The organism is Halobaculum halobium, from assembly GCF_030127145.1.
Classification (GTDB): Archaea; Halobacteriota; Halobacteria; order Halobacteriales; family Haloferacaceae; genus Halobaculum; species Halobaculum halobium.
Genome location: NZ_CP126159.1, coordinates 434,303 through 455,348 on the forward strand (window position 1 = coordinate 434,303; position 21,046 = coordinate 455,348).

General features: G+C 64.1%; 22 protein-coding genes and 1 pseudogene. 16 read left to right on the top strand and 7 right to left on the bottom strand.

What is annotated here, in order from left to right:
* Window positions 1–3 precede the first annotated feature (3 nt).
* The 3 genes from P0Y41_RS16925 to P0Y41_RS16935 are packed head-to-tail and all read left to right on the top strand — an operon-like array spanning window position 4 to window position 3,583.
* The gene (locus P0Y41_RS16925) at window positions 4–1,962 is read left to right on the top strand and encodes a right-handed parallel beta-helix repeat-containing protein (protein WP_284063609.1); all 1,959 of its coding nucleotides are present in this window, start codon (window positions 4–6) and stop codon (window positions 1,960–1,962) included.
* The gene (locus P0Y41_RS16930; protein ID WP_284063610.1) at window positions 1,959–2,771 is read left to right on the top strand and encodes an ABC transporter ATP-binding protein; all 813 of its coding nucleotides are present in this window, start codon (window positions 1,959–1,961) and stop codon (window positions 2,769–2,771) included. The genes P0Y41_RS16925 and P0Y41_RS16930 overlap by 4 nt, the downstream gene beginning before the upstream one ends.
* Complete coding sequence (locus P0Y41_RS16935) at window positions 2,768–3,583, top strand: ABC transporter permease subunit (RefSeq protein WP_284063611.1); 816 nt, start codon at window positions 2,768–2,770, stop codon at window positions 3,581–3,583. The genes P0Y41_RS16930 and P0Y41_RS16935 overlap by 4 nt, the downstream gene beginning before the upstream one ends.
* Before the next feature lie 416 nt (window positions 3,584–3,999).
* Here P0Y41_RS16935 and P0Y41_RS16940 read toward each other — a convergent pair whose 3' ends face one another.
* Together P0Y41_RS16940 and P0Y41_RS16945 are read right to left on the bottom strand one after the other, a co-directional pair.
* Window positions 4,000–4,926 (bottom strand): sulfurtransferase, encoded by a 927-nt coding sequence (locus P0Y41_RS16940; protein WP_284063612.1) that lies wholly within the window; start codon window positions 4,924–4,926, stop codon window positions 4,000–4,002.
* Window positions 4,923–5,642: a helix-turn-helix domain-containing protein gene (locus P0Y41_RS16945; protein WP_321170870.1), complete on the bottom strand. Its 720-nt coding sequence runs from the start codon at window positions 5,640–5,642 to the stop codon at window positions 4,923–4,925. The genes P0Y41_RS16940 and P0Y41_RS16945 overlap by 4 nt, the downstream gene beginning before the upstream one ends.
* 153 nt (window positions 5,643–5,795) lie before the next feature.
* On the opposite strand from P0Y41_RS16945, the gene P0Y41_RS16950 reads away from it, so the two are divergent.
* The gene (locus P0Y41_RS16950; RefSeq protein WP_284063614.1) at window positions 5,796–6,035 is read left to right on the top strand and encodes a hypothetical protein; all 240 of its coding nucleotides are present in this window, start codon (window positions 5,796–5,798) and stop codon (window positions 6,033–6,035) included.
* A gap of 115 nt (window positions 6,036–6,150) precedes the next feature.
* Here P0Y41_RS16950 and P0Y41_RS16955 read toward each other — a convergent pair whose 3' ends face one another.
* The 3 genes from P0Y41_RS16955 to P0Y41_RS16965 are packed head-to-tail and all read right to left on the bottom strand — an operon-like array spanning window position 6,151 to window position 8,825.
* On the bottom strand, window positions 6,151–6,396 hold the full coding sequence (locus P0Y41_RS16955; protein WP_284063615.1) for a hypothetical protein: 246 nt from the start codon (window positions 6,394–6,396) through the stop codon (window positions 6,151–6,153).
* Window position 6,397: 1 nt separating this feature from the next.
* Entirely contained in the window at window positions 6,398–7,399 is a 1,002-nt protein-coding gene (cydB, locus tag P0Y41_RS16960; protein ID WP_284063616.1) for a cytochrome d ubiquinol oxidase subunit II, read from the bottom strand.
* Window positions 7,392–8,825 (bottom strand): cytochrome ubiquinol oxidase subunit I, encoded by a 1,434-nt coding sequence (locus P0Y41_RS16965; protein WP_284063617.1) that lies wholly within the window; start codon window positions 8,823–8,825, stop codon window positions 7,392–7,394. Before P0Y41_RS16965 ends, cydB begins: the two co-directional genes overlap by 8 nt.
* 285 nt (window positions 8,826–9,110) lie before the next feature.
* Between P0Y41_RS16965 and P0Y41_RS16970 the strand changes: the two genes are divergently transcribed.
* The 4 genes from P0Y41_RS16970 (at window position 9,111) to P0Y41_RS16985 (ending at window position 12,127) form a co-directional block, all read left to right on the top strand.
* On the top strand, window positions 9,111–10,874 hold the full coding sequence (locus P0Y41_RS16970; RefSeq protein WP_284063618.1) for a cbb3-type cytochrome c oxidase subunit I: 1,764 nt from the start codon (window positions 9,111–9,113) through the stop codon (window positions 10,872–10,874).
* Window positions 10,874–11,266 (top strand): DUF7541 family protein, encoded by a 393-nt coding sequence (locus P0Y41_RS16975; RefSeq protein ID WP_284063619.1) that lies wholly within the window; start codon window positions 10,874–10,876, stop codon window positions 11,264–11,266. Before P0Y41_RS16970 ends, P0Y41_RS16975 begins: the two co-directional genes overlap by 1 nt.
* An 83-nt stretch (window positions 11,267–11,349) precedes the next feature.
* A complete protein-coding gene (locus P0Y41_RS16980) occupies window positions 11,350–11,529 on the top strand; it encodes a DUF8073 family membrane protein (protein WP_284063620.1) in 180 nt (59 codons plus the stop codon).
* Between the two features lie 73 nt (window positions 11,530–11,602).
* Entirely contained in the window at window positions 11,603–12,127 is a 525-nt protein-coding gene (locus tag P0Y41_RS16985) for a hypothetical protein (RefSeq protein ID WP_284063621.1), read from the top strand.
* A gap of 148 nt (window positions 12,128–12,275) precedes the next feature.
* Here P0Y41_RS16985 and P0Y41_RS16990 read toward each other — a convergent pair whose 3' ends face one another.
* A complete protein-coding gene (locus P0Y41_RS16990) occupies window positions 12,276–12,962 on the bottom strand; it encodes a DsbA family protein (RefSeq protein WP_284063622.1) in 687 nt (228 codons plus the stop codon).
* Window positions 12,963–13,328: 366 nt separating this feature from the next.
* Here P0Y41_RS16990 and P0Y41_RS16995 point away from each other — a divergent pair, with 366 nt between their 5' ends.
* The 8 genes from P0Y41_RS16995 to P0Y41_RS17030 all read left to right on the top strand — a co-directional run bounded on the left by P0Y41_RS16995 (window position 13,329) and on the right by P0Y41_RS17030 (window position 20,387).
* Window positions 13,329–14,522: an MBL fold metallo-hydrolase gene (locus P0Y41_RS16995; RefSeq protein ID WP_284063623.1), complete on the top strand. Its 1,194-nt coding sequence runs from the start codon at window positions 13,329–13,331 to the stop codon at window positions 14,520–14,522.
* A gap of 209 nt (window positions 14,523–14,731) precedes the next feature.
* On the top strand, window positions 14,732–15,238 hold the full coding sequence (locus P0Y41_RS17000; protein ID WP_284063624.1) for a universal stress protein: 507 nt from the start codon (window positions 14,732–14,734) through the stop codon (window positions 15,236–15,238).
* A gap of 212 nt (window positions 15,239–15,450) precedes the next feature.
* Entirely contained in the window at window positions 15,451–15,696 is a 246-nt protein-coding gene (locus tag P0Y41_RS17005; protein WP_284063625.1) for a sulfurtransferase TusA family protein, read from the top strand.
* Window positions 15,689–16,834, top strand: a complete 1,146-nt coding sequence (locus P0Y41_RS17010; RefSeq protein ID WP_284063626.1) for an NAD(P)/FAD-dependent oxidoreductase — start codon at window positions 15,689–15,691, stop codon at window positions 16,832–16,834. The genes P0Y41_RS17005 and P0Y41_RS17010 overlap by 8 nt, the downstream gene beginning before the upstream one ends.
* Window positions 16,834–17,499 (top strand): helical membrane plugin domain-containing protein, encoded by a 666-nt coding sequence (locus P0Y41_RS17015; RefSeq protein WP_284063627.1) that lies wholly within the window; start codon window positions 16,834–16,836, stop codon window positions 17,497–17,499. The genes P0Y41_RS17010 and P0Y41_RS17015 overlap by 1 nt, the downstream gene beginning before the upstream one ends.
* 20 nt (window positions 17,500–17,519) lie before the next feature.
* Window positions 17,520–18,695 carry an NAD(P)/FAD-dependent oxidoreductase gene (locus P0Y41_RS17020; protein ID WP_284063628.1) on the top strand — a complete coding sequence of 392 codons (1,176 nt, stop codon included), beginning with the start codon at window positions 17,520–17,522 and terminating at the stop codon, window positions 18,693–18,695.
* A gap of 1 nt (window position 18,696) precedes the next feature.
* Window positions 18,697–19,626, top strand: a complete 930-nt coding sequence (locus P0Y41_RS17025; RefSeq protein WP_284063629.1) for a DUF1641 domain-containing protein — start codon at window positions 18,697–18,699, stop codon at window positions 19,624–19,626.
* A gap of 158 nt (window positions 19,627–19,784) precedes the next feature.
* On the top strand, window positions 19,785–20,387 hold the full coding sequence (locus tag P0Y41_RS17030) for a hypothetical protein (RefSeq protein WP_284063630.1): 603 nt from the start codon (window positions 19,785–19,787) through the stop codon (window positions 20,385–20,387).
* A 451-nt stretch (window positions 20,388–20,838) separates the two neighbouring features.
* Here P0Y41_RS17030 and P0Y41_RS17035 read toward each other — a convergent pair.
* A pseudogene (locus P0Y41_RS17035) lies at window positions 20,839–21,043 on the bottom strand (transcription initiation factor IIB family protein); the annotation flags it as partial.
* Between the last annotated feature and the right edge of the window lie 3 nt (window positions 21,044–21,046).

Sequence of the window (21,046 nt, forward strand, 5' to 3'; positions counted from 1 at the left end):
TCGATGTACGCACGAGCAGCTGTGATCGCCGTCGCGCTGTCGGCACTGGTGTTGGGCAGTTCTTTCGCCGTCCCTGTCGGCGTCGGCGATTCGGTTGGTCCGGTGCCGTTCGAGGACACCGTATCTCTCGGAATGACCAGCACCACGCTCAGGGCCGCCGACGCGGAGGGAGTAGCGTTACCGAAGGTAGAAGTGTTCTACGCGGAGTACGAGTACGTGATCGGGTACTACGGGGTCGAATCGTATCTCGCTGAGCACCGCCGAACCGGCCACGACCGGCAGTTCGGGCAGCCGCTGGCGGTGTTCGTAACCGATTACGCGGGAACGAACGTCTCGCTCACCGAACGCGGCTATCCCGTCGTAGACACGAACACGGACCCGTCGTTCGTGCGCGCCAGTGATGCGTACGTCGTAATCGGGAGCGAGGCACGAACCGCGACGGGGTCTCTTGCCATGCCGTTCTCCGATCGTGAGGCCGCCAGCGAGTTCACCGAACGCTACGGCGGCGAGGTGATCCCCTGGGATGGCGTCGACGAAGCGGTTGAGGCCTCCAACCCGATCACCCGCGAGCGCTACGAAGCGACTGTCGACGAGCGCATGCAGTGGGCGGATCGTGCGGTCGAGGCGACACGGCCGCTCCGTGAGCGCCCAGTTACCGTGACGGTGGGCGAGGACGTGCCGACGCTACAGGCGGCGGTGGAGGCTGCGCCGCCGAACACCACAGTGTTGCTGCCGCCGGGTGAGTACGCAGTCGATGAGGTCATCGTGAACAAGTCGGTCACGATCAGAGGTGCCGGCGTCGCAACACACATCCGCGGCGACGGTAACGGATCGGTCCTCCACATGAACGCGAGTCACGCGGCCGTGACCGATCTCCGGATCTCGGGCGTCGGCTCGGTCGGCAGTCCAGAACGGTCCGCCAACACTTCCAGCGATTGGTCGGAATCCGTCGAACTCGCGTACGGCCGCGGAGACGCCGCAATTCGGCTGGACGGTGCCGACGGCGCGCTCGTGGAGAATATCGTGATCGACACGCCAGCGAGTGGAATTATCTCCAGAGCCGCGGATGGAGCTGTCGTACAGAACATCACGCTCCGTGGCGCAGCCGCCCCCGAAAACGGGTTTATGGGCGTCGTTGCGATGTACGCGCCGGTTGTCGTTGAGAACAGCAGCTTCCACGGCGGTCGGGACGCCGTCTACACCCACCGTGCACACGAGACTGTAATACGGAACAACGAGATGGCCGATGCCCGGTTCGGCGTCCATTTGATGTACACATCGCGGACGCTCGTTGCGAACAATGAGATTCACAACGAATCCGTGGGCGTGATCGTCATGACGCGTCCCACCGGAAATCTCGTCGTCGGAAACCGCGTGTCTGCCACGCGCACCGGCATCAGCACTGTCGGGGCAGACTCATACTACGCGGAGAACGTCCTGACCGACAACAAGTGGGGGATGACTGTATCGGGAACCGGCTCGCTGTACACTCGAAACACGATCGTGAACAACACATACGGCCTACGTGGGTCGTCACTGCTACCGACGAATCTCGTGACGCACAATGACGTGGTCGACAATGAATATCCCGTCGACTCGTATCTGGGCGCGTTGCGCGTGTGGACCGTCGACGGTGAGGGCAACTACTGGGGTCGGCTCCCCGGCGCGGACCGCGACGGCGACGGGACCGTAGAACGGCCGTACCGCCCGTCGGGGGCGATTGACAGTCGCCTCCACTCAACGCCCGGCGCGTGGACGCTCGCCCGGTCACCCGCGGTCGCGCTAACGCGGGGGCTTGCGAGTTCTGTTCCCGGGCTCCGGGCAACGGGTGTCGTTGACACGGCGCCGCTGACCGCGCCGGTTCGACCGGACGTGCTCACGACAGTACGCACAAACGAGAGTGACGCTCCCAACGAGACCAGCGCCAACGCGTCCGGTAGTGCCACGGAGGTGCCGACGTGACCGACTCAGTCGTCTCGCTGTCCGACGTGCACATGAGCTTTGGTGACGTGACCATCGTTGACGACTGCTCGGTGTCGATCGAGTCTGGCGAACTTGTCGCGCTTGTCGGTCCAAACGGCTCCGGTAAAACGACGTTTCTCGAACTGCTTACTAGCATTCGACAACCAAATTCGGGGACCGTCTCTCGACCGACTCCGCAATCTCGTCGGCTGTCCGAGGGGACCGAGGACCGTCGCGACGTTGCGTACCTCCCGCAGTCGCCGTCGTTCCGACCGGGATTCACTGCGGCGGAAACACTCCAATTCTACGCGTCGCTGGCCGGGACCTCGGTCGACCCCGAAGCCGCGTTGGGTCGGGTCGGGCTCGCATCGGCGACTGACCGCCGCGTCGGGGCGCTCTCCGGCGGGATGACGCGTCTGCTCGGGATCGCCCAAGCGCTCGTAGGGGATCCGCCGCTTGTCGTACTGGACGAACCCACAAGCGGACTCGACCCCGAGATGGCCGATCACATCTTCGCGACAGCCCGCGACGTCGTAGACGAGGACCGAGCACTCGTCGTCGCGAGTCACGATCTTGCAGGCGTCGAGCGGGTCGCCGATCGCGTCATGGTACTCGCCGACGGCGAGATAACGCTCGACGGATCGCCGGCGGAGCTCCGATCGGAGATGGGCGCGGAAACGCTGCGCGACGTATTCTCCGGATTGGCGACGAGTCGTGATCACGATCGGGTCGTCCCACCGGCGAAGGCGGCGACAACTGACGGTTCGCCACCGACTGACACGGCGGAGTCAGAGGTGTCGAAGCGATGAGTCGCCGCTCGCGGACGGCAGCGGTTTTCGACCGCGAGCTTCGAACGCTCGTCCGAACGCGGTCGTTACTCGCGGTCGCAGCCGCGTTCGCGTTGATCGTGATCGCCGTCGCTGGTGGGGCAGTCGGCGCGCCTGGCGGGTACGTTTCGCTCACGTTGGACTTGCTGACTGTGGTCGAAGTCCTTGTGCCGGTGTTGTCGTTCGGAATCGTGTACCGCTCGATCCGAGGGGACGCAGAGCGGTCAGAGCTCGACGTGATACGGACGTATCCCATTTCGCGGGTGGAGTACGTCGTCGGCGTCTATCTTGGCCGGACGTTCGGGGTGCTTGCAGTTGTTTCGGCGTCACTGGCGGTTGCTGGCGCGCTCGCATCGTTCGCCTCGCCCAGCGCTGCCTCGTTCCTCGCAACCCACTCAGCGGGCGACTCACCGATTGTATTCGTTCGCTTCGTCGCCCTCGCGATGTTGTACGCGCTGACCGTCTCGGCGGTGATCACTGCCGCCTCCGCGGCCGCGCGGACCACCAGAGAGGCGCTCGCGGTCGGTGTCGCCCTCGTCGTAGCTGTCGCCGTCGGCCTCGATCTCGCGATCGTCGGGCTCCTCTCCGGCGGCGTCGTCGGTGGCGGTCTCGAGGCGTTACTCGGAGTGAGCCCGGCTAGCGCGTTCCGCGGGCTCGTGATCGAACTCGCGGTCGCGCCGGCCTTGGCGTCGCCGCCACCGATTCCGGCGGCGTCACCGGCTGTGAGTCTTTTCGGACTTGCCGGCTGGACAGCAATATCGCTGGGTATCGCTTGCCTCGCTGTCTGGCGATAACACCGCTTCGACGATTTGGGTCGACGGTGTTCAAAACGGTGGACACAGCACCATCCGGTTTCGGACCGTAGCGAACCGTGGCTGATCGACACCGACGAACCACCGCCGGGCGCCGGGGTCCCGGAAGTGCTCCGTGACGAGACGAACTCCGCGGGCAGATCCCGTCCCGAGCGCCGAGCGGTTGTCCGAGGAGGATTGGGAACCGACTAACGGTGTACGTGTAGTGTTGGGGCCCACCGTATGAACATAGAACACCAGTGGCTCACCCAGATCACTAACTACTCAGTGCTGCTCATCGACGGCCTGTTGATGTGAGCATTTCACACCTGAACATATCGCCACTGCGTGGTTCTCGGCGGTGGTGTGAGTCTGCTTCGATTCGTAGTCGTCAGATCCAGGCGGTACCTCACGTCAGTTCACTCTCCGACTTCGATCGGAACCCCGATCAAATTACCCCATTCAGTCCAGGACCCGTCGTAGTTGCGTACGTGTTCGTACCCGAGCAACTCTTCGAGCACGAACCAGGTGACCGACGAGCGCTCACCGATCCGGCAGTAGACGATCACGGTGTCGTCGGGATCGATCCCGCGTGACTCGTACACCGCTCGGAGATCGTCCGGCGATTTGAACCTGCCGTCCGGGCGGACGTTCTCCGCCCAGAAGACGTTCGTCGCCCCCGGGATGTGGCCGCCGCGCAGTGCACCCTCATCAATCCCCGGCGGCTTCGTGATGTCGCCGCGGAACTCCTCCGGGAGGCGGACGTCGATAAACACCGTCTCTGGATGAGTGTTGAGCGCCTCGCGTACGTCCTCGCGATATGCTCGCACCGCAGGCCTGGCTGGGGGATCGAGCGTGCCTCCGTACTCCACAGTCGGAGGGGAAACCTGTTCGGTCGTGATTGGGTAGTCGTAGTCAGTCCAGTACTCACGGCCGCCATCCATAATCCGGACGTCGGGGTGACCGTAGTAGGTGAGCTGCCAGTAGAAGTGCGTCGCAAACCAGTTCGAATTGTCGCCGTAGACCACGACGGTCGTGTCCGCGGTGATCCCACACGATCCGAGGAACGACTCCATTTCACGAGGTCCAAGGATATCGTGGGAATCGGCCGATCGAAGGTCGGTCCGCCAATCGACGTCCACGGCGCCCGGCGCGTGCCCGGTCTCGTAAAACGCCGTGTTAACGTCGACTTCAAGCAGCCGCATGTCGGAGTCGGCGGCGGCGAACTGGCCCAGTCGGGCGTCAACCCAATCAGGGCTGACCAGTACGTCTACTGGATACTGTGTCTCTGCCGATGCGTCGGTTCGCGTTCGATTGGCGTCGTCTGGTGGGTTCTCGGCGGTCATAGTTGCTGGTTTGCGAATCGTTTCGCCAGCTCCGCGGTCGCTCGTCGGAGCCGATACGACACGGTCGAACGGGGTAGTTCAAGTTCCTCGGCGAGTTCGTCGAGCGTCACCTCACGGGGCGTTTCGAAGTAGCCGCGGTCGACAGATACCTTCAGGATCTCGCGCTGCTCCGCGCGGATGTCCGCTCGGGAGAGCAGCCCGCTTTCCCAGTTAGTGACCTCGATCAGATGCTTAAACGAGAACGACAGCCCTTCCCCGAGTTTTGCGGACAGCGTGTCATACAGGAGACCGATCTTCGAGTCGTCTTGCACAAGCACGCGCCACCGCACCGTATCGCCGGTCCGGGTCTGCTCGAAGAGGACACCACCGTCGATGTATTTCGCGGCTATCAACGGGACAGCTTCGCAGTAGTCTACCTCAGAAACGTAGGTGTACGTGACCCGCCGCCGCTGTTCCTCAGTGAGGAGGCTCGTCGTTCGGGTCGAATTACACTCCCGACCGCTGATCGACTCGCGCTCGACGGACTCGTCCAACAGCAGGTCGTCGACGGCCGCGAGGTCAGCAGGGTCTCCCGTTACCGATTCCAGCGTCCATAGTTCCGAAGGGTCGAGACACGAGTATATCGCCTCAGACCGCAGCGAATCGCGATCCATGAACAGGTCGACGTACTCATCGGCTCCGGCGTCATACGTTATTTCGAACGTGAAGTCGTACATCAGCAGGTGAGTTTGTGGGTGCCGACCAGCGTCGTCTGCCACGGCTGTGACAGCGGCGATCTGGTGGAGTTCATTGATCGTGTCTCGGTGCGTGAGCCGGTTGGCTCTCGACAACACTCCCGATATGGGTTCCAGAGACGTACCGTGTCTCGTATGGAAGTTCCAAACCCAACCACCGGGGTAGTTGGTGCGCTCCGGAGCCACCTACTGGTCCCCGCATTCGTCGCGCTCGTCGCCGGCGTCGGCGGCGTCGTCTTCGGGTTCTCCCACGACGACGTCGTCACCGCGCTGGGTGCGTTATTGTTCATCCCGAGCGCGTTGCTATTGTTCGGCATCGTTGCCAAGCGCCATGAGATCGGCCCGTTCGGCTCCACCTCACGTCGGACGGACTGACGGCTATCTGCGCTCCGTTCGATGGACTTCAGTTCGGTTCCGCTTCGAACCCCGCGCCTGTACTGGTTCATCAACTGTGTTTCAGAGGCTGAGCAACCACTGCGAGCTGCCTCGGTCACGTTCCACCTCGGATCCGTGCGGCCACGAGTCGGTCGACGTTGTACATGACCACCGCAACTGACCCCAGTATCGTCGCGAGGTAGACGATCAACTGGGGCGGTCCGGAGGCGGCGCCGCCCAGCGCGGCGCCCACGAACCCGACAACGAGCAGCTCTGCCCACGTGATTAGCACGCGCGACAGCAGCAGCGTCCCAACTGGCGAGACACGCTCAACTGTCCCAGTCCTGGATTTATCACTCATATTAGTACGCCTCCTCTGCCGATATCGGCCCGCTGAACGCCGAGTACAGCACGACAAAGTACGTCGCCACGAGCGGCAACAAAAGCGCCGCGCCGATCGACATGAGATTCAGCGGCAGCGTCGAGACGATCGCGTCGGCGACGGTGAGGTTCGCGGCGGGGTCGACGCTCGGGTACATGACCACCGCGACGACCGCAATGAGCCCGTACGTTAGACCCGCAGCTGCAGCGAGCGCAGCGAGGTTCGACCCGCGTCGGAGCGTGACCACGTAGCCGCCCGCGAGCACGATCGAAGCGACGACGAGTCCGATCACCGGTGCCGTCAACAGCGCGTCGACGCCGGCGGGGAGCCGAACTGCGAGGACCCCGAGCGTCAGTATTACCGAGAGCAGATACGCCGCGACTGCGCCGGTACCGATCCGCCGCACGGATTCCGGAAGCGCGCTTTGAGCCTTCAACCGTAGGAACGCGGCTCCGGAGACGACTGTCAGTGCCGTCACGGTAACCCCGACGACGACGCCAACGAGCGTGAATGACCGAGGGCTTCCGGCGAGCCAGTTGCCCGCGAATGCGCCGAGGAGAAATGGCGCGAGGACGCTCCCGGCAACGAACGATCGGCCCCACCAGCGCTGCCACCGTTCGTCGTGGCGCTGTTCGTACATCTCCGGAGCGAGCCCACGGAGGATGAGCGCGCCGAGGATCCCAAACATGAGGAGGTAGTGGCGGCTGAACAGGTTGGCATACACCGACGGAAATGCGGCGAACAACGCACCCCCGAAGACCACGAGCCACACCTCGTTTCCGTCCCAGAACGGGCCGATAGCAGAGAGGACCGTTTCGCGCGCTTCGTCGTCGTCGAGCGTCGCGAATATCGCGCCCGCGCCGAAGTCGAACCCATCGAGAAACAGAAACGTCCCCAGCATAGCGAACACCAGCGCGAACCACAGCTCCGGCAGCGGCAAACCGAACAGCGGCCCCGCCGCGAGCGTCTCGACGCTAGTCATCGCTGGATACCCCCGCAGGAGTCTCCTGGTCGGGCGTCGGATCCGGCATCGACTCGATTTCATCGCTGCCGGGCGGGCCATTCCGGATGATCCGGGCAACAACGTACGTGTACAACGCGAGTAGCGTGGTGTAGACGCCGACGAAGCCGGCGAGCGTGATCGCCGCCTCGGTCCCAGTTAGTCCAGGCGAAACGCCCTCACTCGTCTTGAGTACCCCCTGGATCACCCACGGCTGGCGGCCAACTTCGGTGACGATCCAGCCGAGTTCGACCGCGACGATCCCGAGCAGACTCGAGCCCATCAACGCCTTGTGCAGGAGCCCGTCTTCGAATAACCCACCCGTGAACCACCGGTAGCCGCCCCAGAACGCCAGCAGGATGAACCAAAAGCCCATCCCGACCATGGCTCGGAAGGACCAGAACACGATAGCGACGGGCGGCGCTTCCGAGTCGAAGGAGTTCAGCCCCCGTATCTCCGCGGTCGGGTCTCCCCCGCTAGCGAGCCAGGACGCGCCGCCGGGAATCCCGATACCGAACAGTTCCTTCGCTCGCGGGTCGGTTAGCTGACTCAGGTCCGTCGGTATCGCGAAGATGTACTCGGGGACGTACGCCTCGGTATCCCAGACGGCCTCCATCGCAGCGAACTTCTGCGGCTGCGTCTCGTACACGTGACGGGCGTACAGATCGCCTTGTAACACCTGCAGCGGCGCGGTGATCAACAGTGCGACGAGCGCGATCTTGAGCGTCTTCTGCCAGAACGCGATATGTTCGACGGGGTAGCCCCACACGTGGTGGCGGTAAACGTAGTAGGCTGCGACGCCCGCCATGAACAGCGCGACCGACTCGACTGCCGCGTTCTGCATGTGGACGAACATGAACCCAAATCGCGGGTTTAGATACGCCGCTATCGGGTCGACCAAGTGGACGATCGTCTGGCCGTTCTCGGTGGCGACTTCGTAGCCCCGTGGGGTTTGCATCCACGAGTTCGCGATGAGGATCCAAACGGCCGACAACCACGTCCCGAGACCGACCGCCACGCTGGAGATCATGTACAGCCGGTCCGACACCCGCTCGCGCCCGAACACGAAGATCCCGAGGAACGTCGCCTCAAGCATGAACGCCATCATGCCCTCGACGGCGAGCGGACCACCGAACAACTCGCCCGCGGCCGTCGAGAACGCCGCGAAATTCGTCCCGAACTCAAACTCCAGCACGATCCCCGTAACCGTTCCGACGACAAACGAGACCGCGAATATCTTTGTCCAGAAGCGACGCAACTGTTCGTACACGGGATCGCCGCCTCGAACGTCTTTCCACGTGAAGTAGATGAGGAAGGGCGCAAGGCCCATACTCATCACCGGAAAGATGATGTGGACGATCGTTGTCAGGGCGAATTGGAGCCTGCTTGCGATTATGGGGTCGATCATTATTGATATGTCTGGGAGTTGCCGTTACGGTGCTTTCTGCACGAACGTCATAGTTCGGGTCGCTCAATACGAACAACACACTACGGATCGTTAACCACCCGTTTGGCGTAGGACAACTACCGTACCGACGTGATTGTCAGTTGATAGGGCTGCGGTCAGTTCCTTGGTCAATCCCCCCACGCTGAAGCCACACCTCACATTGTCGCAGGACAAACGATCATCCATACTGGGTCCTCCATTGAGCGAACCTATGGACGTTGGGCCACAACTGCGTTGACTATCCTCATGGGGGCGCTTCTGTTTGGAGTCGCCTTCTGGGTCTCTCGGCTGGAGAACTGGCGGGTTGCATCGACGGCGGCCGACGGCGCCGCTACCGGCGATCGATACGGTCGCGAGAAACCGTCCGGTGTGATCCGGTGGCTTACCACGGTCGACCACAAGGACATCGGGCTCATGTACGGCGTCTACGCCGTCAGCATGTTCGCATGGGCCGGCGGAGCCGCGGTCTTGATGCGTGCTGAGTTGATTACGCCGGAGTCAGATCTCTTCGCGGCCACGTTCTACAACTCGCTGCTGACGACCCACGGTATTGCGATGTTACTGCTGTTCGGGACGCCGATCCTTGCTGCGTTCGGAAACTACCTCATCCCACTGATCATCGGCGCCGACGACATGGCGTTCCCACGCATCAACGCCATCGCATTCTGGCTCCTTCCGTTCGGAACGGTGTTCGTGTTTGCCGGCTTCCTCCCGATCGAGGGACTGATCCCTGCCCAGACGGCATGGACGATGTACCCGCCGCTGTCCGCCGGGATTGGTGCCGGTAATCAGGGGAATGTCGGGGTCGACCTGATGCTGCTGGGGCTGCATCTGACCGGAATCGGCGCGACGATGGGCGCGATCAATTTCATCGTCACCATCTTTACCGAACGCGCCGAGGAGGTAACTTGGGCAAATCTCGATATCTTCTCGTGGACCATTCTAGTGCAGTCTGGACAGATCCTGTTCGCGTTCCCACTGCTGGGCTCTGCGATGATCCTCCTCCTACTCGATCGGAACTTCGGGACGACGTTCTACGCCGTTGACGGAGGCGGCCCGATCCTCTGGCAACACCTGTTCTGGTTCTGGGGCCACCCCGAAGTATACATCCTGATCCTCCCGGCGATGGGGATCATCAGTCTGCTCATTCCCAGGTTCTCTGGGCGCAAGCTGTTCGGATTCAAGTTCGTCGTCTACTCCACGCTAGCGATCGGCGTGCTCTCGTTCGGCGTGTGGGCTCACCACATGTTCACGACGGGCATCGACCCGCGCCTGCGCGGGTCATTCATGGCAGTCACGCTCGCGATCGCGATCCCGTCCGCCGTGAAGACGTTCAACTGGATTACGACGATGTGGGGCGGAACGCTCCGTCTCACGGTGCCGATGCTGTTCAGTATCGGCTTCCTCTCGAACTTCATCATCGGCGGTGTGACGGGCGTGTTCCTCGCTTCGATCCCCGTCGACCTCGTACTCCACGATACCTACTACGTCGTCGGCCACTTCCACTACTTCCTGATGGGCGGGATGGTGTTCGCCGTGTTTGCGGGTATCTACTACTGGTTCCCGCTGTTCACGGGTCGGTGGTACCAGCGCCGTCTCGGGAGAGCGCATTTCTGGCTGACACTCATCGGGACAAACATCACGTTCTTCGCGATGATCCTCCTCGGGTACGGCGGCATGCCCCGCCGGTACGCGAGCTATCTCACACAGTTCACCGACCTCCACCAGATCGCATCGGTCGGCGCACTGTTCATCACTGTCGGGCAGTTGATCTTCCTCTGGAACGTCGTGCAGTCGTGGTTCGAGGGGAAACGCGTCGAGAGCGGCGACCCCTGGGATCTCAAGGCCGACGACGTGTTCACGGAGGAATGGGCGTGGTTCGAACGGCAACGTGAGACAGCACTCACCGACGGCGGCGACGCGGACGGTGAGGCCGTCTCCAACGACGGCCAGCCAACGGCCGAGACCGAGGGCCCGACGCGCGACCGATCAACGGGTGACGACGACTGATGTCAGGTGCGACACCCGAGACGGCCGACGATCGATTCTCCGACGACCATCCGGCCACGTCGGGGCTGTATCACGTGTTCGTCGCGTTCGGCTTCGCCGGCGCCGAGGTCGGCATTGCGCTCGGACTCCCGCTCCTGGCCGCCATCGGACTCACGATGTTCGGGTGGAGTGTGGCCGGGATGCTGGGTGAGACCGGCCTCCTTGAGGCGACCAATCGCGCTCAACATGTCGGGGCCGCCGGGGGCGTGTACGGCCTCGCGGCAGCCGGCCTGGTTGCGCTCGCCAGGCCGGCCGGGATCACGCTCCCGCAGCGTGAGCTCGCCTTCGCCGCCGCTGCCGGTGCACTGATCGCGTTCGCCGGGTACGACGCGGTCCGGCCAGACGGACGCTGACGACTGATTGGTCGCACGGACGCTGATCGTCGATTGGCGTGCGCCAACAGATCCTTTTGGGCATCGGGACCAATAGTGGACGTATGGAAACGCGCCACGCTGTGCTGGCGCTCGTCGCGCTCGTCACGCTGGTGATGGCCGTCCGAGGAGTTGTCGCCGGCCTCAACGGGGACTTCGGGACGGTCGGCCGACAGGTCGGCGTCGGCGGCTTCATCCTCGCGTTCGGCGTAGTATTATACCGAAACTGGGAGGCTGTCGGGTGACTGATCTACGCAGCGTCCGCCCGCGCAACGAGCACGACGCACACGCGAACGCGCGACCACTACTACGACATCGATGAGTGAGACACGACCCTCGACCAGATCTGATGGAACCGCCGAGGAGTTGCCCGACCGACAGGAGTCGATCGCGAGGCGACTCGTTCGCATCATCGGCGTGCAGTTCGGACTCGTGGCCGTCGGACTCCACTTCACGTGGGGACTGCCACGCGCGCTCGTGTACTTCGAAACGGGAACCCTCGCCGACCCGCGGCCGTATCTCTTCGTCGCCTCCGGCATCGCGGTGACGCTCGCACTGCTTGGACTGTACATGGTCCCGGAGTACTTCCCGGAACGTGGGGTGTTCGCGTTCGCCGCGGTCATGATGACGGTGTGGATCGGCGGATACATCTGGTGGCACCTCGGCGGCCACGGCGGTGCGATCCCCGGCGTCGACGGGTACGGGCACCCCGAGTTGGGGAACGTGGCGATCCTATTCTCCGACCAGCACCTGTTCCAGCCGCTGGACTTCGCGACGGTGTCCTCGGAGGTGATAGCGATCACCGCCTATCTGTGGCTGCTGGCGACTGGTGGGTCCTCATAGCTGGGCTCGCTTCTCGAAGGGAACCCGACGGGTGGTCCGAGCCACCGAGACCAACCGGTACTGTCGCTACCGAATCTTGGAGGCTCGACTGGGCTTCGACCGCCGTTCAACTTGCGCGTTTTCGACGACAGACGGCCGATTCGCCTGACTACAGTCCCTCTTCGATTGCCGACGATATCGTCGAGTAGTCGGGTCTGTCGAGGAGAGTTCCGTCGACGAACACGCTGGGGGTAGCCTCTACTCCCCGGTCGAGGCCCGATTCGCGGTCGGCCTCCAACACCGGGCGGTATCGATTGCCGCTCGCGTCGGCCACTACGGTGTCGGGGTCCGCGTCGACGGCACTCGCGAGATCGCGCAGGAGCGACTCGGAGTACGTCGGCGACCCGTCCGACCATCCTTCCTCGAACAGTCGCCCGGTGAACGTGAAGAACGCCTCGTCCCCGACCGTGTTCTGTACCGCTCGCGCGGCGCCGGGAGCCTCCCACGACCAGCGGTCGTCCACCGGGATCGGGAAGTCGTGATGCTCGAATCGTACGTCGCCGGAACCGACGTACTCGTCGACGATTCTCGGCTGGACGTCGACGGCGAACGTCCGACAGTGCGGGCACGCGAAATCCTCGAACACCGCGACCGTCACCGGCGCGTCCTCGTCGCCGTGAACTGGCGTGGGCAGCGATTCGACAGCGTCGGCGGGTACCTCATCGCTCCCGCCGCTACTGCCGCCACCGCCGCCGAGACAGCCGGCGGTGGCGGTTGCCGCAGCCGCAGAGAGCCCGGTGAGGACGGCGCGTCTCGATGGAGAGGTCCGATCGGGCCCGGATATCTGTCGGGTCACACTCGAGAGCCGGACTCCGCGAGCAACACAGTTGTGGTCCGATCCCGGTATTCGAGAGTCGTACCAAACCGTCCGACGGCCCCGGGCGTTCGTCGACGCCAACATCTCGATATCAGGCCGGTAACGACGTTGCACTGCCAAAAGGTATTGTGCACTATTTACAAGACAGATTCTATCGGTTGCAGTGTTTTACTTACTATTCAATAGTACTTAGCCTGCGGTCAGCAGTCCCCAGGCCGATAACACCCTCTAAAGCGCCCTCAAAGAGAATTTTCGACGTGAGCACGGCTATCTCACACGGCACCCTCGGCAAATGGTCTTGGTTGTATTGCGCAATATTTATTATTCCGACTCCCATTGAGTCTCGTGATGGCAGACGAATTTCCCGAGCCGGAGGTCGAGGTCGAATCGATCGCACCAGAGGATCTCAAGAGCCGCATCGATGCCGGCGAAGAGGTCACGCTGCTTGATTCGCGGATGACCTCCGACTACGAGGAGTGGAAGATCGACGGCGAGAACGTCGACTCGATTAACATCCCGTACTTCGAGTTCTTGGAAGACGACATCGACGACGACGTTCTCGATCGGATCCCCGACGATCGGGAGGTAACCGTCCTGTGTGCGAAGGGCGGGGCCAGCGAATACGTCGCCGGCGCCCTGAAGCAGCGCGGCTACGACGTGAACCACCTCGAGGAGGGGATGAACGGCTGGGCGCGTATCTACGAACGCGAGGAGGTCACGGAGTACGACGGACCCGGCTCCGTCTACCAGTACCAGCGGCCCTCGTCGGGCTGTCTGGGCTACCTCCTCGTCGACGGCGACGAGGCGGCCATCGTCGACCCGCTGCGCGCGTTCACCGACCGGTACCTCGAGGACGCCGAGGAACTGGGCGCAGATCTGACGTACGCGTTCGACACGCACATCCACGCCGACCACATCAGCGGCCTCCGCGAACTCGCCGCGGAGGGCGTCGAGGGCGTCATCCCCGAGAACGCCGTCCCGCGCGGCGTCACGTACGCCGACGAGATGACCACGGCGGCCGACGGCGACGAGTTCGACGTCGGCGACGCGACCGTCGAGACGATCTACACCCCCGGTCACACCAGCGGGATGACCTCCTACCTGCTCGGCGGCAGCCTGCTCACCACCGGCGACGGGCTGTTCATCGAGAGCGTTGCTCGTCCCGATCTCGAGGAGGGCGACGACGGAGCCCCAGCCGCCGCAGAACAGCTGTACGACACGCTCCAGGAGCGCGTGCTGACGCTGCCTGAGGAGACGCTCATCGGCGGCGCCCACTTCAGCGACGCCGCCGTCCCGGCCGACGACGGGACCTACACCGCGCCAATCAGTGATCTAAAAGCGCGGATGGACGCGCTCAGTTACGACAAGGAGGAGTTCGTCGAAACCGTCCTCGCCGACATGCCGCCGCGTCCCGCGAACTACGTGGATATCATCGCGACCAACCTCGGCCAGCAGGACGCCGACGACGAGGAGGCGTTCACCCTCGAACTCGGCCCCAACAACTGCGCCGCGAGCACGGACGCAATGACGAGCGACTGATCGCCGGCGGTACCCTGTGACCGCCCAAGTGTTCCCACCCTCTTGACCGACCGCTTCAGCGGGTCACCCCGAATTCCGCTGGTGTGGTCGATTTCCCCCTTTGGGAATCTGACAGTGTGAGTATCGAGGCCAGCTTCCACTCCGTATTCGACCGAGAGTATTGCACAGATTACGAAAGATAGATACCACCCTGAAGTTTTCTTGCACATATGGGATTGGTAGTTCCTTACGACGGATCGACGCTCTCGGACGCAGCGCTCGTCCGCGCGAACCAATTCGACTGCATCCTCGAAGAAGGTGTGACCGCAGTGACGGTGATTCCCAAAGGGAACAGGACATACGCCCGGGATCACGGGTGGATCGGGTCTAATGAGACGTACGACACCGATGTGATCGTTGAGACACTCCGGCAGTCGGTGCATGCCATCGTACCCGATGCTCGCTTCGAACCGATCTTCGTGGGTAGTCACGCGCCGTTCGGAACGATCGCAGGCCGAATCCGACGGTTCGCACGCGACAACGACACGAGCATCGTCTTTCTTGGGAGTGACAACGCCGGGCGGATGGTCGGATCGCTGAGCGTCGGAGGGGCAGTCACAGCGGACAAGACCTACGACACGATGATCATCTCCCAATCAATCCCAGCGGAGATCGAGAAACTCGAGGAGGAACTCCCCTGTGACGAACTGTTGGCTCGCGCCACCGTCGACAACTAACGCCGACGACGCCGACTAACACCGGCAGTCCCGTTCGCTCCGTCCGTCCGTCCCGACTGTTGTCATCCGCCCCTCCGATACGTTCACCGATCGATCGTACAGTCGTGTGTGAGTTATACACGCTGGCTGCCCGCCGAGAGCGCGAAGTTGTCGTGTGCCAACTCAAAACCGATGTGACGCGGTCGCTTGCATCCGCCACGGAGCGATACTGAATGAGCGACGCACAACTCGAGGCCGACGTGACGGTGAACGCGGTCGGATCGTCGTGTCCCGGCCCGATGATGGAACTGATCGGGAAGGTCAAAGACGTCGATCCGGGGACGCTGATCCGACTCCAGAGCTCGAACGAGGGCACCGAACCGGACGTGTCGGAGTGGGCCGAGACGTCCGGGAATGAGCTGGTCGAGGTGGTCGACCACGGCGACCACTGGGACCTGTACGTACGGGTCGATGACTGAGCGCGTCGTCATCGTCGGTGGCGGGACCGCCGGGTCGGTGCTCGCGAACAACCTCGCTGACGAGGTCGCCGCGGAGATCGACGCGGGCGACGTCGAGGTTGTCCTCGTCAACGATCGCGAGGAGCACGTGTACAAGCCGACCTGGCTGTACGTCCCCTTCGGAGAGAAGACGCCCGAGGACGCGAAACGACCACTCGACGACCTGATCGACCGGCGGGTGGATCTGCTGATCGACCGGGTCAGCGCCGTCGACACCGACGCCGAGACGGTGTCGTTCGAAGGGAGCCGCAGCGATCTGGCGTACGATCACCTCGTGCTCGCGATGGGCGCGCAGGTAACGCCCGAGGAAACGCCAGGGCTGGCGGAGGGCGGCCACCACTTCTACGGGCCCGAGGCGACCGAGGAGCTCCGCCAAGAACTCGCGGAGTTCACCGAGGGGCATCTCGTGATGTCGGTCGTCGGCGTGCCGCACATGTGTCCGGTTGCGCCGCTGGAGTTCCCGCTCATCGCGGATACCTGGCTCCGCGAGCGGGACCTGCGCGAGGACGTCGACATCACGTACACCTATCCGATCAATCGCGCTCACGGGATCCAGTCGGTCGCCGACTGGGTCGGGCCGCTGATGGAAGAACGCGATATCAACGTGGAGACGTTCTTCAACCCCGAGCGGGTCGATCCCGACGAGCAGGTCGTCCACACCGTCGAGGGGCGAGAGCTGTCGTACGACCTGCTGGTGACGATCCCGCCACACGACGGCAGCGACATCGTCCGGGACGCCGGGCTCGGCGACGACGGCTGGGTCGACGTCGACCCGGCGACGCTGGAGGCGACACACGCCGAGAACGTGTACGCGCTCGGCGACATCGCGGACCTGCCGACGAGCAAGGCCGGCAGCGCGGCCCACTACGCGGCCACGTCGCTGGCCGACCGGCTGGCCAGCGTCGTCCGCGGTCACCGCCCGACCGCCGAGTACGACGGGAAGACCGTCTGCTTCATCGAGAGCGGCGAGGACGAGGCGACGTACATCTCCTTCGACTACGACGAGGAGCCGACGCCGAAGCAGCCCTCGAAACTGATCCACTGGTCGAAACTCGGGTACAACCAGTCGTACTGGCTGACCGCTCGAGGGGTGTTGTGATGAGCGCGCTCGACGGCGGCGACGGCGGCACGGACGCCGACGCGGAGTCGCTCCCGCCGGAGGTCCGTGAGGCGATCGCGGACAATCCCGAGACCGTCGCTGCCCTGCTGGAGCAGTCGGGGCAGCTGTCAACGCTGCTCGACGCGCTCGCGCTCATCGAGGACAGCCTCGACGATGAGATGGTCGAATCGCTCGCCGGCGACGCGACGACGCTCGGACTGGCGGCGACCGAACTCGCCGACAACGGGACGGTCGAACTCGGCGCGGCCGTCGGAGAAAACGGCGACGAACTCGCCGCGGCCGTCCGCCGCGTCGCGGTGCTCCAGCGGACCGGGACGCTCGACCGACTCACGGAAGTCGCCGACGCGGTCGCGCTGTTGACGGACGCGATGGACGACGAGATGATCGAGACGGTCGCGGCGACCGGCACCTCGCTGGGCGAACTCGCCGACACGGCGACCGACGACGAGGTCAACCGGGGCATCGTTCGGATGCTGGAGGGCGTCGGCGCGGCCGGATCGGCGGAGGCCGAGCCGGTCGGCCCCATCAGCTTGCTCGGCGCCTTGCGCGACCCGGAGGTGAAAGCCGGGATGGGGTATCTCGTCGCGGTCGCCCGCGGCATCGGCGCTGCAGGTCCCGAACCCGACGGATCGAACGACGACTGACTACCGAAGCCACATTCACCATGACAGCAACACGACCGAACGTCCTCATCCTCGGCGGCGGCGCCGGGGGGACGATGACAGCGAACGCGCTCCGTCGGCGCATCGACGCCGACGTGACCGTGATCGACAAGAGCCGGACGCACAGCTACCAGCCCGCGTACTACCTGATCCCGTTCGACTACATGGACCTCGACGAGCAGCAGCGAAACACGCGTGACCTCCTCCACAAGGAGGTCGAGTTCGTCCATGACGAGGTTGTCGGGATCGACCCGGACGAACAGACCGTCGCAGGAGAAGCGGACTCTTACGAGTACGACATCCTCATTTCCGCGGTCGGGAACAACCGCCGACCGGACGCGATCCCGGGGATGCTCGAAGGCTGGAACCGGACGGACTCGGTGTACCCGTTCTATCACGCCTCTGCCGCACGAGCGTTGGGCGACGCTGTCGACGAGTTCGACGGCGGGCGCTTCCTCGTGACGGTTCCGGACACGCCGATCAAGTGCGGCGGCGCACCGCTGAAGCTCACGATGCTGATGGAGGAGTACCTCCGGAAGCGCGGCGTTCGCGAGGACGCCGAGATCGTGATGACCAAACCGGGATCCGAGGTGTTCGGAACCGGACCGAAGGCACCGTACCAGGAACGGATCGAAGAGATCTGGGAGGACCGCGACATCACGTTCGTGCCCGACTTCACCGTCTCCGAGGTCGACTACGAGAACCAGACGGTCCACTCGGAGGAGGGCGACTCACTCGAGTACGACCTGTACGCGCCGGTTCCACCCCAGTACGGCCACGAGTTCGTCGTCGAAAACTCGCCGCTGACCGACGGTGGCGAGTACGTCTCCGTCGACGACAACACGCTCCAACACGAGACGTATTCGAACGTCTTCGCGCTTGGCGACAACGCCGACGTGCCCACCTCCCGGACCGCCTCGGCGGCGCGCAAGCAGTCGCACGTCGTCGTCGACAACGTCGAGCGGTTCCTCGAGGACCGGCCGCTGGCGCCGGAGTACGACGGGTACACCGCCTGCCCGATCCTCACTGAGAAGGGGAAGGCGATGATCGCGGAATTCGACTACGAGGACTCCATCTCCGCACCGGTCGTGAGCCGGCTCAACTGGATCCTCGACATCAACGTGATCCCGTCGCTGGACTGGAACGTCTGGATGCGCGGATACGACCCGGTTCCCTGACATGAGTGAATCACCACCCGACGCGGACGCGTTCGCGACCGCCGCCGGCGGCGATGCCAACTTGGAGGCGTTGGCCGCCCGCGTCGACGCGCAGGCGGATGATCTGATCGCGCTGTTAGACCTACTCACGGTCGTCCGCGGGCTGAGCGACGAACTCGTGCCGGAACTGCGCACGGCCGTCTCGGAGAATCGCGAGCCGCTGGCGGACCTGCGGACCTCCCTGGAGAACGAGGAGACGATGCACCTAGTCGAGCAGGTGGGCGACAACGCCGACGCGCTCGCGGACCTGCTCGATCTGGTCGTCGTCGCCCAGGACCTCTCGGCGGAACTCGTCCCCGAGTTGCGCACCGTCGCCGCCGAGAACCGCGGCGAGATCGCCAAGCTTCGCGTCGCGTTCGAGCGCGAGGAGACGCTGGTGCTGTTGCGACAGATCGGCGACAACACCGACACGTTCCTTGACCTGCTGTCGACGCTTGAGGTCGCGAGCGGCGCCCTCGCGGATGTCGCCCCGGAGGACGAAGCGGCCGCCGAGGCCGCCCGTGAGGACGTGCGCCGCCTCGCGACGGCGTTCGACCGCGCGGAGTCCGTCGACACGCTCGTCGCGCTCGGGGAGAACATGGACACCGTCCGCGGGCTGCTCGCGCTCGTGGAGGGCTTCGGCGACGCCGCCGACCGAAGCACCGAGGAGTACTACCGGCTCGGCACGCAACTGGGCCAGGCCGCCGACGTGGCCGAGCGCGCGAGCGATCCCCGGGTTATCGAGACGCTCGACGCCGGCGCGAGCGCCTTCGCCGACGAGACGGCCGACCGCCGGGTCGGTCTGTTCGGGCTGTTCTCCGCCCTCCGCAACGACGACGTGCAGCGGACGCTCGGAACCCTCGTCGATGCAGCCGAGCGGGTCGGGCGAACGCGCAACTCCGGTTCAGAGTGACGACGCGTTCCCCGCGGCCGTCCGTCCAGCCGTCGCGGTGTCGCTCGACGTCTCGGTTGGCACGCACTCGACCGCGAGAGCAACACCGAAGTACGACACCAGCCAACGCCAGTTCGTGACAGTCGACGAGCGCCAGACGAGGCCCGGGAGGCACCGCGATGGCTGAGAAGGGCCCGATCGATGTAGGAACGTTCACACCGGTGTGGACCGCCGGCTGGCAGTGGCCGTGGGCGGTGGTACTGGCACTACTGCTGGGCGGCAACTTCGTCCTCGCCGCCGATCGGATCTATCTGGGGGCCGCGATCCTGATCGGCGGGCCGGCGCTCGCGGTCGCGGGGGTCCGAGCGGTGAAGCGCGGCGCCGCCGAGGCGCTCGCCGACGCGGAGGCGGACATCAAACGCGCGGCGGTCGCGGCCCTCGACACCGACCCGGACCGGACTCCGACGTACACGATGACCGCCGCCGGCGATTCCGTCATCGGGATCGACGAGTCCAAACAGTACCGGGTCACGGTCGTGGCCGTCGGCGAGTCGGCGTTGACGATCCGCCCGGACGCCGAGGCGAATCTGCTCAACACGAGTTGGACGCTCGGCGCCGACACCGAGGAGCTACCGTACGACCGGATCGTCGGCGTCGACTACACCGACGGGGCGGTGCACGTCCGGTTGACCGACGGCGACAACCTGTCGTACCCAGCCGACCGACGCCCAGACGACTTGCTGTCGGTGATCGAGCGACGGCGATCGGCTGCCGGTGTGTGATCCATTCGTCAGCGGCACAGGGCGTCAGTCCGATAAACAAGCACCTGGACGACTGCGAACCGGCCGGCCTGTCCGCACACGATTTCGACGCGGTCGATCCTCTCAAGAGCACTTCAACGAGACTCTACCCCCACTCGGAGTTCGTGTTCGTCTTCATTGGGTTTGCTGATGACGCGCAGGATTCCGGCTGACCCCTCGAAACACGCTCCCTCGTATGGCAAGACACTGATGTGGTCCTCACAGAGAACTGATTCCTCATCCTTTAGCTGAATCTCGATTTCGAACTGCACACTATCGGGCCCGTCCGATGAGAGAATACGACCAAGATGTGCTTCTGCTCGTGTACCTGTCGGCCGCGTACCCGCTCCCCGGACTCTTTCAGTTCGGTGGTATCGCCACGGTCGAACTCTCGTGGCTGCCGTACACGCTCGGCGCCGAACACGCCGTACTCGTCTCGATGGGTGCGTACGTTCTCGCCCTCGAGGCGTTAGTCACGTCTACGGCATCGGGTTGTGTCAGCCATCGTCCCTCCTCACGACCGGCCTTATAGAGATAGGCCGGGGCGACCCCGGCAGGATGGACGACCGTCGTCACGCCGCGCTTCTCGGCCTGCTCGGAGAGCGTTCGGACCGCTGTCGGATCCCATCCGGCGACTCTCG